The 11,957-nt window shown below is 72.1% G+C and carries 11 protein-coding genes; 2 read left to right on the forward strand and 9 right to left on the reverse strand.

The window, feature by feature from the left end; translation table 11 throughout:
- Nucleotides 1–429, reverse strand: a 429-nt coding sequence (locus tag AB0O67_RS33405) for a GMC family oxidoreductase N-terminal domain-containing protein (RefSeq protein WP_365458487.1), incomplete at its 3' end; no start/stop codon positions are given.
- Nucleotides 430–510: 81 nt separating this feature from the next.
- Entirely contained in the window at nucleotides 511–2,046 is a 1,536-nt protein-coding gene (locus AB0O67_RS33410) for an aldehyde dehydrogenase family protein (RefSeq protein ID WP_365458490.1), read from the reverse strand.
- A gap of 177 nt (nucleotides 2,047–2,223) precedes the next feature.
- Between AB0O67_RS33410 and AB0O67_RS33415 the strand changes: the two genes are divergently transcribed.
- Nucleotides 2,224–3,183: a helix-turn-helix domain-containing GNAT family N-acetyltransferase gene (locus tag AB0O67_RS33415; RefSeq protein ID WP_365458493.1), complete on the forward strand. Its 960-nt coding sequence runs from the start codon at nucleotides 2,224–2,226 to the stop codon at nucleotides 3,181–3,183.
- On the opposite strand, the gene AB0O67_RS33420 is transcribed toward AB0O67_RS33415, so the two are convergent.
- The 5 genes from AB0O67_RS33420 to AB0O67_RS33440 form a co-directional block, all read right to left on the reverse strand.
- Entirely contained in the window at nucleotides 3,128–3,394 is a 267-nt protein-coding gene (locus AB0O67_RS33420) for a hypothetical protein (RefSeq protein ID WP_365458496.1), read from the reverse strand. The genes AB0O67_RS33415 and AB0O67_RS33420 overlap by 56 nt on opposite strands.
- 212 nt (nucleotides 3,395–3,606) lie before the next feature.
- On the reverse strand, nucleotides 3,607–4,596 hold the full coding sequence (locus tag AB0O67_RS33425; protein ID WP_365458499.1) for a malate dehydrogenase: 990 nt from the start codon (nucleotides 4,594–4,596) through the stop codon (nucleotides 3,607–3,609).
- Nucleotides 4,597–4,991: 395 nt separating this feature from the next.
- On the reverse strand, nucleotides 4,992–6,131 hold the full coding sequence (locus tag AB0O67_RS33430) for a DUF2690 domain-containing protein (protein WP_365458502.1): 1,140 nt from the start codon (nucleotides 6,129–6,131) through the stop codon (nucleotides 4,992–4,994).
- Nucleotides 6,132–6,489: 358 nt separating this feature from the next.
- A complete protein-coding gene (locus tag AB0O67_RS33435; protein WP_365458505.1) occupies nucleotides 6,490–7,149 on the reverse strand; it encodes a DUF3017 domain-containing protein in 660 nt (219 codons plus the stop codon).
- A gap of 259 nt (nucleotides 7,150–7,408) precedes the next feature.
- Nucleotides 7,409–8,263, reverse strand: coding sequence for a bifunctional methylenetetrahydrofolate dehydrogenase/methenyltetrahydrofolate cyclohydrolase (locus tag AB0O67_RS33440; protein WP_365458507.1), 855 nt, complete (start codon nucleotides 8,261–8,263; stop codon nucleotides 7,409–7,411).
- Nucleotides 8,264–8,522: 259 nt separating this feature from the next.
- Between AB0O67_RS33440 and AB0O67_RS33445 the strand changes: the two genes are divergently transcribed.
- Nucleotides 8,523–9,086, forward strand: coding sequence for a hypothetical protein (locus AB0O67_RS33445; RefSeq protein WP_365458510.1), 564 nt, complete (start codon nucleotides 8,523–8,525; stop codon nucleotides 9,084–9,086).
- A gap of 181 nt (nucleotides 9,087–9,267) precedes the next feature.
- Here AB0O67_RS33445 and purH read toward each other — a convergent pair whose 3' ends face one another.
- Together purH and purN are read right to left on the reverse strand one after the other, a co-directional pair.
- Nucleotides 9,268–10,833 carry a bifunctional phosphoribosylaminoimidazolecarboxamide formyltransferase/IMP cyclohydrolase gene (purH, locus tag AB0O67_RS33450; RefSeq protein ID WP_365458513.1) on the reverse strand — a complete coding sequence of 522 codons (1,566 nt, stop codon included), beginning with the start codon at nucleotides 10,831–10,833 and terminating at the stop codon, nucleotides 9,268–9,270.
- Complete coding sequence (purN, locus tag AB0O67_RS33455) at nucleotides 10,830–11,468, reverse strand: phosphoribosylglycinamide formyltransferase (RefSeq protein WP_365458516.1); 639 nt, start codon at nucleotides 11,466–11,468, stop codon at nucleotides 10,830–10,832. Before purN ends, purH begins: the two co-directional genes overlap by 4 nt.
- Between the last annotated feature and the right edge of the window lie 489 nt (nucleotides 11,469–11,957).

The raw sequence follows: 11,957 nt of genomic DNA on the forward strand, positions 1-11,957 counted from the left end.
GGCGTTCCGGTCCTTCTCGTCGACCGGGACGATGTTGTTCCGGAGCCGGGCGTAGTACGCCTCCATCTGCACGGCGCCCCAGCCCTCGGCGCCGGCCGCCTCCCACTCGTCCCAGTCGGACGGCAGTGGCTTGAAGGCGATGAGGGTGTTGTGGGAGGAGCAGCCGCCGAGGACGCGGGCGCGGCTGTGCCGGATGTGGGAGTTGCCGCGTGGCTGCTCGGTGGTGGGGTAGTCGTAGTCGAGCTCGCCGCCGAGCAGGCCCATCCAGCGGCGCAGGGTGAGGACGTCCTCGCGGTCGACGTCGCTCGGGCCGCCCTCGATGACGGCGACGGTGACGTCGGGGTTCTCGGTGAGGCGGGAGGCGATGACGGAGCCGGCGGTCCCGCCGCCGATGACGACGTAGTCGTATGTCTGGGTGTTCTCGGGCATGGGGTCGTACTCCGGTGTTCCAGTGGGGGTGGGGACGGGGGGGCGGGCCGGGCCCGCGAACCGGTGGGGTCTCGCGCGGACTCAGCCCGCGAACCAGCGCACCGGCTTCGGCGCGAGGTTCTGGTAAATGTGCTTGGACTCGCGGTACTCGGCGAGCCCGGCGGGTCCGAGTTCGCGGCCGACGCCGCTCTTGCCGAAGCCGCCCCACTCCGCCTGCGGGAGGTAGGGGTGGAAGTCGTTGATCCAGACGGTGCCGTGCCGCAGCCGCCCCGCGACCCGGCGGGCCCGCCCCGCGTCGGCGGTCCAGACCGCGCCGGCCAGCCCGTACTCGGTGTCGTTGGCGAGCGCGACGGCCTCGTCCTCGGTGCGGAAGGTCTCCACCGTCAGGACGGGGCCGAAGACCTCCTCGCGGACGACCTTCATCTCGCGGTGGCACTGGTCGAGCACGGTCGGCTCGTAGAAGTAGCCGGTGGCGGGCCGGGACGCGGCGGGTTCGGGACGCTTGCCGCCGCAGCGCAGCACCGCGCCCTCCGCCAGCGCGGAGGCGACGTACGACTCCACCTTGGCGCGCTGCTGCTCGGAGACGAGCGGACCGCACTCGACGCCGGAGCCGGTGCCGCGGCCGAGCCGGATCTTCGTGGCGCGGTGGGCGAGTTCGGCGACGAAGCGCTCCCTGACCGACTCCTCGATGATCAGGCGCGCGCCCGCGGAGCAGACCTGGCCGCTGTGGATGAAGGCGGCGTTGAGGGCCTGGTCGACGGCGGTGTCGAAGGCCTCGTCGGTGGCGCAGGCGTCGGCGAAGACGACGTTGGGGTTCTTGCCGCCGAGTTCGAGGGCGACCTTCTTGACGGTGGGGGCGGCGGCCGCGGCGACCTTCGTGCCGCTGACCAGGCCACCGGTGAAGGAGACCAGGTCGACGTCGGGGTGCTCGGCGAGGCGGGCGCCGACGGTGTGACCGGGGCCGGTGACGATGTTCGCGACTCCGGCGGGCAGCCCGGCCTCCGTGAGCAGGTCGATCAGGGCGATGGTCGTCATCGGCGTGATCTCGCTCGGCTTGACCACGAAGGTGTTGCCGGCCGCGAGCGCGGGCGCGATCTTCCAGCTGGCCTGGAGCAGCGGGTAGTTCCAGGGCGTGATCAGCGCGCAGACGCCGACCGGTTCGTGCACGACGACGCTGTGGATGTCGGGCGAGCCCGCGTCGACGACCCGGCCGGCCCCTTCGCCGGCCACCAGGTCGGCGAAGTAGCGGAAGGCGTCGGCCACACAGTCGATGTCGACCCGGCCCTCCTCGGCGGTCTTGCCGGCGTCCCGGCTCTCCAGCAGGCCGAGCTCCTCACGGTCGCGGACCAGCAGGTCGGCGACGCGGCGCAGCACGGCGGCGCGCGCGGCGACGGGGGTGCGCGGCCACTCGCCCCGACCGCCGTCGAAGGCGTCCCGCGCGGCCGCGACGGCCAGGTCCGTGTCCTTCTCGTCCCCCTCGGCGACCACGGCGAACGGCCGGGCGTCCACGGGGTCGAGGATCTCGCGCGTGGCACCGGAGGCGGCGGGCCGCCACTGTCCTGCCACGTGGATCGTGTCGCGCGCCTGAGGCACCTGGTTTTCCGCTCTGTCCGACATGCTCGGTCTTGCCTTCCGTTCCTGTTCAGGAGTGTGAGCGCCTGCCCGTACCCCTTTCTGGCATGCGCAATCGATGGCCGAAAGTGTGCTGCGTCACTGGCAATCAGGACATAAGTCAAGAAATCAACACGCCGATTCCATGGACCTGCCCGAGACCCTTTGACTAGAGTCAAAGGAATGGAGGCAGTGTCAGAGCACGTCGCGGCCTTCCGCCGCTTCAGCCGCTACTTCACCCGCCGCATCGGCGCCCTCGACGACCACTACCTGGGCCAGCACCGTCCCCTGGGCGAGGCCCGCCTGCTCTTCGAGATCGGCGACGGCGTCCCGCTGCGCGAGCTGCGCGCCCGGCTCGGACTGGACGCCGGCTATCTGAGCCGGATGGCGAAGGCGCTGCATGCACAGGGCATGGTCCGGCTGAGCGTCCACCCAGGCGACAACCGGCTGCGCATGATCGAGCTCACCCCGGCCGGCCGCGTCGAGGTCGAGGAACAGAACCGCCGGGCCGACGCCCTGGTACGCGGCATGCTCGACGGCCTCACCCCCGCCCAGCGCGCCCGCCTGACGGAGGCGATGAACAGCACGGAACGGCTGCTGCGCCTGGCCGGCATCACCGTCGAACGCGTCGACGGCGCAAGCCCGGACGCCCGCGCCACCCTGGCCGCCTACGCCGCCGAACTGGACGAACGGTTCCCCGAGGGCTTCGACGCCACCGATCTCGTACGCCCGCAGGAGGTGTCCGGCGACGCGGGGGCCTTCTTCGTGGCGTACGAGGACGGCCGCCCGGTCGGCTGCGGCGGGCTGCGGCGGCTGGCGCCCGGCGTGGGCGAGATCAAGCACGTGTGGGTGCACCGGGGCGCCCGGCGCCTGGGGCTGGCCCGCCGGATCCTGGCGGAGCTGGAGCGCGAGGCGGTCGCGCGCGGCTTCGACGCGGTACGGCTGGACACGCACTCGGTGCTCACCGAGGCGCGGGCGATGTACCGGGCGGCCGGCTACACGGAGATCCCCGCCTACGCCGAGCATGTCTACGCCGGTCACTGGTTCGAGAGACGGCTGCGCCGGACCGGCTGGCCTCCGGCGGGGCCTACGCGCCCCTCGCCACCGCCGACTTGGCCAGCTGCACGGCGCTCAGGAGGCTGAGACCGGGGGCCGCCGCCCGCAGGTGCTTGATCGCCGCGATCGAGTCGGCGGGTCCCTCGTACCCGGCGGCGGCCAGCCGCTCGCGCACCCAGCGGGCGCGTACGTCGGTGTCGGTGGCCGCGGCCGCCTGCTCGACCAGCGCCACCGCCCGTTCCAGGCCGGGCCGTTCCTCCGGCCCCGTCCCGGCCAGGGCGCGGCGCAGTGCCGTCACGGGACATCGGCGTCGCGCACGAAGAGGATCTCGGCTTGCGGGTGCTTGCCACGTCCGAACATCCGGCCAGCCTTGCCGCTGATCCGCCTGACCGGCCAGGCTGTTGAGCAGCTTCTGAGCCTCGTGCACCACGACGCCGGGCGCGGCGGGAAAGCGAGGACCCCCGGTCCGTGGCGGCGGACCGGGGGTCGTACGGCTGGTGACGCCGCAGGTCAGATGAGGCCGAGGCCGCGGACCGCCGCGCGCTCCTCCTCCAGCTCCTTGACGGAGGCGTCGATGCGGGCGCGCGAGAACTCGTTGACGTCCAGGCCCTGGACGATCTCGTACTTGCCGTCCTTGCAGGTGACCGGGAAGGAGGAGATCAGGCCCTCGGGGACGCCGTAGGAGCCGTCCGACGGGATGCCCATGGAGACCCAGTCGCCCTCGGGCGTGCCGTTGACCCACGAGTGGACGTGGTCGATGGCGGCGTTGGCGGCGGACGCGGCCGAGGAGGCGCCACGGGCCTCGATGATGGCGGCACCGCGCTTGGCGACGGTCGGGATGAAGTCCTCGGCCAGCCACTTCTCGTCGTTCACGACCTCGGCGGCGTTCTTGCCGGCGACCGTGGCGTGGAAGATGTCGGGGTACTGCGTGGCGGAGTGGTTGCCCCAGATCGTCAGCTTCTTGATCGCGGAGACCGGCGTGCCCGTCTTCTTCGCCAGCTGGGTCAGCGCGCGGTTGTGGTCCAGGCGGGTCATCGCGGTGAAGCGCTCCGCCGGTACGTCCGGGGCGGCGGCCTGCGCGATGAGGGCGTTGGTGTTGGCCGGGTTGCCCACGACCAGGACCTTGATGTCGTCGGCGGCGTGCGCGTTGATGGCCTGGCCCTGCGGCTTGAAGATGCCGCCGTTGGCCTCCAGGAGGTCACCGCGCTCCATGCCCTTGGTGCGCGGGCGGGCGCCCACGAGGAGGGCGACGTTGGCGCCGTCGAACGCCACGTTCGGGTCGTCGCTGATCTCGATGCCCTGAAGGAGCGGGAACGCGCAGTCGTCCAGCTCCATCGCGGTGCCCTCGGCGGCCTTGAGCGCCGGGGTGATCTCGAGGAGGCGGAGCTTGACCGGCACGTCCGCGCCGAGCAGCTGGCCGGAGGCGATGCGGAAGAGCAGGGCGTAACCGATCTGGCCGGCCGCGCCGGTGACGGTGACGTTCACGGGAGTGCGGGTCATGGCGTTCTCCGTATGACAGCTGGCGGTGGGGCGTCCCTGCCCCGGCTTTTTTGATCGATCTCTTGGCGTCAAGAGAGATCCAGCGGTCAGGCTATCGCGCCTCCGGTACCCCGGGCGTCCGGGTCGGTGTGGCCCGGCCCACAGAGCCCGCGTAAGACCCGCGGTCCGGCGGAAGAACGGCGGCCGCCCGTCCGGGAGAGGAGAGACGGGGCGACCGCCGGGTGGGGGTACCGTTGCCGGACTCCCGTGGGGGTACTGTGCGCGTGCCCGGGATCGGGGACGGCATGCGTGCGGCCGGCGTTCTTTTTCACGGCACCCTTCACGGCATCTTCCACGGCACCTGGCACGACACTTTCACGCCGCTCCTGCCGCTCCTGCCGCTGCTGCCGCTCCTGCTACGGCGTGCAGCCCCGCTCCCCCGACGCGAGCGTCGCGCACGCCGTGGCCTCCCCCGCGTGCTTCACCGCGATCATCGGGGTGTACGCGATGGTGTCGCCGACGCCCGTGATGGAGCCGTTCTGCCGGGTGCTGCCCACGGTCACCTGGACCTCGTCGCCCCGCACGGCCTGGGTGACACGGCCCCACGCCGCACCGCAGGTCTCGCTGTAGCGGACCTCGACGGCGGTGGCGCCGACCGTCGCCGAGCGGGCGGTGGTGACCAGGTCGCCACTGCAGCCCATGCTCTCCGCGTCCTTGCCGGTGCAGCTGTCGCCGCTGCACTTCACGCCGGGAGGCAGGTCGACATCGGTGCTGACGGACGGGGACGGCGAGGCGCCCGTCGTGTCCGTCCTGTCGGCGCCGTCCCCGGTGACGTGGTACACGGCACCGGCGGCGACGACCACGACGGCGGCACCGGCGAGGAGCATCGCGAGCCGCCGCCTGCCCGCACCGCCGGAGGGGACGTCCTGCGGGGCCGGCGTCGGCTCGCCGGAGCCCGGTGCCCGTCCGGCAGACTCCGGAGCAACCCCCGTACCGGCGCCGGCCCGGCCGCCCGCGCGGGGTGGTCCGCTGTATCCCGCGATCCCCCAGGAGTTGACGTTCGGCCGGGACCCGGCGTCGCGGGCGTCGGCGTCGGGCGCCGTCGGCTGGGCGGGCACGGTCGGGGAGACGCCCGCCGGGCCCGCGATGCCCGGTGTCGCCGTCGCGCCGGCGCCCCTGCGGGCCGTCCTGCCCCGGGCGGCGCCCGGGAGCGCGCCGAACTCGCCGAGCGCCGCGCGCGCCTGGGAGATCCGGATCGCCTCCATGGTCATGTCGTGGCGCATCTCCGAGCGGCTCCAGGCCCGTTCGGCGAGCTCCCACATGGTGGTCAGATGGATCGGGTCGGTGCCGGTGACCTCGGCCAGCGCGACGATCGCGCCCTTGGGGGCGAGCAGCCGGCCGTTGAGATAGCGCTCCCAGGACGTCTTGCTGTATCCGGTGCGGTCGGACAGCGCGGAGACGCTCAGGCCGCTGCGGTCCACGAGCCGCCGCAACTGCCCGGCGAATTCCCTGATCTGCGGATCGAGTTCCTCCGGCAAGGCCTTCCAACGAGGCATCGCTTCCCCCTGCTTCCCCCAGAGTGTGCCGCTGCACGCGCGGGACGTCCCGGACATCCCCGATTGGGCAGATTAGCCCCGCTGTGCAGTGCCTTGGACCGGCTTCCCCGAAGCTGTCAATACATCGACACAACGGGCACACACCGGTGACCTCCGACGTCTCAGCGGTACGCAACGCACCCAGACGCCCCGGCCCCCGGCTGTCGCGGAGCGCGGACACCGTAGCGGAACGGTCACTTCCGTGCCACAGCGCGCGGACAGCCGTTGAACAGGCCGTTCGTCGTGCGGGAGTTTGGGTGCGGCGGCGGCCCGTCCTGCCTCGGGGGAGGGGATGGGCCGCCGTTCCGTACGGGCGCGGCTAGCTGCGCACGGTGAAGTGGAGGGTGTCCTTGAGGAACGGGACCTCCAGCCAGGGGTTCGGCTGGGCCATCAGCGCCAGCAGGACGATCGCCAGGCCGAGGCCGCCGTAGGTTGCGATGTCCGTGAACCGGGAGCGCACGGCGAGCATGCCGACGCCGGGCAGCACCCAGCGCATCACGGCACCGCCGACCAGCGCGACGCCGACCAGCATGGTGCCGATCCGGAACGCGTCGAACGCCGTCAGCAGCAGGCCGAGGCCGACCAGCCCCAGCACGGCGAGCATCGGCCACTGCCGGGCCGGCGCGGGCGCGTCCCCGCCCGCCGCCCGGCCGCCGCCCTCGGGCCGCGCGGTGTCCTTCGTGAACAGGGGGAAGCGGCGGGTGGCCCGCCGGGGCTTCCCGTCCTCGTCCACGACGCTGATCGCGTCCCGGACGACGAGCTCGGCGTCCTCGACGACCCCGTCTGCGCCCGCACCGTCCGGGTCCGGCGCGGAGCCGTTCCGGGACACGCCGTTCGGCGATCCGTCCTCCAGCGGCACACCGCCGTGCGACATGCCGCCCCGCGCCGGGCCGCCGCGCCAGGTGGCGGCGACGGTCTCCTGCGCCACGACACCGTCGGACGCGGCCGCACCGTTGAGGGACGCCGCACCGTTGTGCACCGCGGCACCCTTTGGCGATGCCGCACCGATAGGCCCTACAGCACCGTTCAGCGTCGCGGCACCGTTGGAGGACGCGGCACCGTTACGCGCCGCGGCACCCTCAGACGCTACGGCACCGTTGCTCGATGAGGCACCGTCAGGCGGTGCTGCACCGTTGCTCGATGAGGCACCGTCAGGCGCTGCGGCACCGTTGGAGGACGCGGCACCGTTTGGCGCCGCGGTCCCTTGCTTCTCGGTGGTCCCGTTCTCCTCGGGCGGCTCAGCCGACACTGCGCTCCGCCGCCTCGACCACGTTGACGAGCAGCTGGGCCCGGGTCATGGGACCGACGCCGCCGGGGTTCGGGGAGATCCAGCCGGCGACCTCCGCGACGCCGGGGTGGACATCGCCGACGATCTTGCCCTCGGCGCTCCGCGAGACGCCGACGTCGAGGACGGCCGCGCCCGGCTTGACGTCCTCGGGCCGGACCAGATGGGCGGACCCGGCGGCGGCGACGATGATGTCGGCGCGCTTCAGGTGGGCGGACAGATCACGCGTGCCGGTGTGGCACTGCGTCACCGTCGCGTTCTCGCTGCGCCGGGTGAGCAGCAGCGGCATCGGCCGGCCGATGGTCACGCCCCGGCCGACGACCACGACCTCCGCGCCCTTGATCTCCACGCCGTAGCGGCGCAGCAGCGTCAGCACGCCGTTGGGGGTGCAGGGCAGCGGCGCGGGCTCGTTCAGGACCAGCCGGCCCAGGTTCATGGGGTGCAGCCCGTCCGCGTCCTTGTCCGGGTCCATGAGTTCGAGGATGCGGTTTTCGTCGATGCCCTTGGGGAGCGGCAGCTGCACGATGTAACCGGTGCACGCCGGGTCCTCGTTGAGTTCCCGTACGACCGCCTCGATCTCCTCCTGCGTCGCCGTGGCCGGCAGCTCGCGCTGGATCGAGGCGATGCCCACCTGCGCGCAGTCACGGTGCTTGCCGGCGACGTACTTCTGGCTGCCGGGGTCGTCCCCGACCAGGATCGTGCCGAGGCCGGGCGTGACGCCCTTCTCCTTCAGCGCCGCCACCCGGGCGGTCAGATCGGACTTGATCGCGGCTGCGGTGGCCTTGCCATCGAGAATCTGGGCGGTCATGGACCCATCCTCCCGGATGACCGCCTCCCGGTTCCAATCCGGGTCGCCAGGGGCCCGGTCCCGGCGTATCCGCCCATGATCGGTGATGTTGCACTTGCACAACACATAGGGAATGCGGCTGGACAAGCAACCCATGGCTGAAGAACGATTGTGGCCACAGTGCCGCGGGCAGTACCGGGGGGACGCACCGCATCTGTAGCAACCTTCCTCCGAATCCGCCGCGCGTCGTCCCCGCACACCGGCAACGGAGGAAACCGCCATGAGCTTCGGCGACCCGAACAACCCCTATGGCCCGCCGCAGGGCCAGCAGCAAGGCTACGGCTACCCCCAGCAGCAGCCCGCCCCCGGTTACGGCTACCCGCAGGCCCCGCCGGCCGGGTACCCCGGCCCCCCGGTGCCGACGTCCATGCCCAGCACGGTGAGCACGGCTCGCGTCCTGCTGTGGGTCATCGTGGGCCTCCAGGTGCTCGGTGTGGCGCTGTTCGCGTTCAGCGCCGTCGGCGTCGAGGCCGCGAAGAACGACGAGACGCTCCAGGAGGACGCCTCGTTCCAGCAGCTCGCCGACTACTCCTCCGGCATGCTCTGGGGCCTCATGCTGTTCGCCGTCGCCTGGGGTGTCTTCGCGATGGTCCTGGCGCTGAAGTTCCGCACCGGCGGCAACGGCATCCGCATCACGACCCTGGTGTTCGGGATCATCACCGCGATCCTCGGCATCTACCCGTTCATCCTGGTCGGCCTGATCCACACGGTGCTCGCCATTCTCGTGGCCGTGTTCGTGGGCAATTCCAACGGCAGCGCCTGGTTCAACCGCCCGCGCTACTGAGCGCCCGCGCGGCCGCGCGCAGGAACGGTTCGCGCCATTCATGCCGGCCGCCCACGGCCGCGGCCTCCGGCCTCCACGGGGGAGGGCCGGAGGCCGCGGGCCACGGTCACAACAGTGCTCGTCGTACTCGTCGTACTCGTCGTACTTGCACTTGTCAGCACGCATCCGTACTGGTCAGCGCTCAGTGGAAGAAGTGGCGCGTCCCCGTGAAGTACATCGTCACGCCCGCCTTCCGCGCGGCCTCCACGACCTGCTCGTCACGGACCGACCCGCCGGGCTGCACCACGGCCTTGACGCCCGCCTCGGCGAGGATCTCCAGCCCGTCCGGGAACGGGAAGAAGGCGTCGGATGCCGCGTAGGAACCCCGCGCCCGCTCGGCGCCGGCCCGCTCCACCGCCAGCTTCGCGGAGTCGACCCGGTTGACCTGCCCCATGCCGACTCCGACCGAGGCGCCGTCCTTGGCCAGCAGGATCGCGTTGGACTTCACCGCCCGGCAGGCCCGCCAGGCGAACGCCAGCTCCCGCAGCTCCTCGGCGCTCAGCGCGTCCCCGGTCGTCAGCGTCCAGCCCGCGGGGTCGTCGCCCTCGGCCTGGAGGCGGTCGGTGACCTGGAGCAGGGCGCCACCGTCGACGGCCTTGACCTCGACCGGGTTCGACGGGCCCTCGGGGCAGCGCAGCACCCGGATGTTCTTCTTCTTGGTGAGGGCTTCGAGCGCGCCCTCCTCGTAGCCGGGCGCCACGATGACCTCGGTGAAGATCTCCGCGACCTGCTCGGCCATCTCCTTGCTGACCGGCCGGTTCACCGCGATGACGCCGCCGAACGCCGACAGCGGGTCGCAGGCGTGCGCCTTGCGGTGCGCCTCGGCGACGTCGGCGCCGATCGCGATGCCGCACGGGTTGGCGTGCTTGATGATCGCGACGCACGGCTCGTCGTGGTCGTACGCGGCACGGCGAGCGGCATCCGTGTCCGTGTAGTTGTTGTACGACATCTCCTTGCCGTGCAGCTGCTCCGCCTCGGCCAGGCCGCCGCCCGTGCCGTCCACGTAGAGCGCGGCGGGCTGGTGCGGGTTCTCGCCGTAGCGGAGGGTGTTCTTGCGCTCCCAGGTGGCGCCGAGGAAGTCCGGGAACTGCGACTCGTCGACGGGCGCGTACTCGCTCGCGAACCAGGAGGCCACCGCCACGTCGTACGCGGCCGTGTGCTGGAAGGCCTCCGCGGCGAGCCGCTTGCGGGTGGCGAGGTCGAAGCCGCCGTCCTGCACCGCGGCCAGGACGTCGCCGTAGCGGGCGGGGCTGGTGACGACGGCGACGGACGGGTGGTTCTTCGCGGCGGCGCGCACCATGGAGGGGCCGCCGATGTCGATCTGCTCGACGCACTCGTCGGGGCTCGCGCCGGAGGCGACGGTCTCGCGGAACGGGTAGAGGTTGACCACGACCAGTTCGAACGGCTCGACACCGAGCTCCTGGAGCTGCCGCCGGTGGTCCTCCAGACGCAGATCCGCCAGGATGCCCGCGTGCACCCTCGGGTGCAGCGTCTTGACCCGGCCGTCCAGGCACTCCGGGAAGCCGGTGAGCTCCTCGACCTTGGTGACGGGGACGCCGGCGGCGGCGATACGGGCGGCGGTGGACCCGGTGGAGACGAGGGCGACACCCGCCTCGTGCAGGCCGCGCGCGAGGTCTTCGAGGCCCGTCTTGTCGTAGACGCTGACGAGCGCCCGGCGAAGGGGCCGCTTGTTGCTCTCGGCGGTCACTGGATAACTACCTTTCGTCCCTCAATGCGATGGCCGTTGCGGGCGAGCCGCCCCACGACCTCGACGAGCAGCCTTCGCTCGACTTCCTTGATGCGCTCGTGCAGCGCGCTCTCGTCGTCCTCGTCCCGGACCTCCACCACGCCCTGAGCGATGATCGGCCCGGTGTCGACGCCGTCGTCGACGAAGTGGACGGTGCAGCCGGTGACCTTGGCGCCGTACGCGAGCGCGTCACGGACGCCGTGGGCACCGGGAAAACTGGGGAGCAGGGCGGGATGGGTGTTGACGCAGCGCCCGCCGTACCGGGCCAGGAACGCCTTGCCCACGACCTTCATGAACCCGGCGGAGACGACGAGATCGGGCTCGTACGCGCCGACGGCGTCGGTGAGGGCGGCGTCCCACTCCTCGCGGGTGGCGAAGTCCTTGACCCGGCACACGAACGTGGGCAGCCCGGCTCGCTCGGCGCGCGCCAGCCCCTCGATGCCGTCGCGGTCCGCCCCGACGGCCACGACCTCGGCACCGTACGCCTCAGCGCCCTCCGTCGCGATGGCGTCCAGCAACGCCTGCAGATTGGTGCCGGATCCGGAGACCAGCACGACGAGGCGCCTGGCGCTCCTGGCCACGGGCTTGGCGGCCACGGTGGAGCCCTTTCTCGGGGAAGCGTTTTTGTACGGTCGTACGAATGCTTCGGGCCCCCGGATACGGGGAAGCCTACGAAGCGGTCGACCGTCAGCAACGATACCGGCACACCGGACGGCCCCCACGGGACGGGGGCATGGCCGGGAGGTAGCGTCTGCGAGGGCGGTCCCGGGAACGCGGGAGGTGTGCGACGCGTTCATGGGAGGACGGCTCCCGTCGCGATCCGGACAGATCCACAGCCGGATCCGGTCGCGTCCAGTTCCACCAGATCCACTCGTTGCCAGTTGTTTCCAGTTGTTGCCAGTTGTTTCCGTTTCCACAAGGGGAAGACGCTCACTTGATGTCGGACCGCAGCCTGCGACTCCTCACGCTCCCCCAGCAGTCGGCGCAGCGCGGGGCGCGCGCCGGTGTGCTGCTGCGGGAGGGCCCCAGCTCGTCGCCCGACGCCCCCGGGGGCGGCGCCCCGGGGGGCCCGCCGGGGGGGTCGG

The organism is Streptomyces sp. NPDC086077 (assembly GCF_040686175.1).
GTDB lineage: Bacteria > Actinomycetota > Actinomycetes > Streptomycetales > Streptomycetaceae > Streptomyces.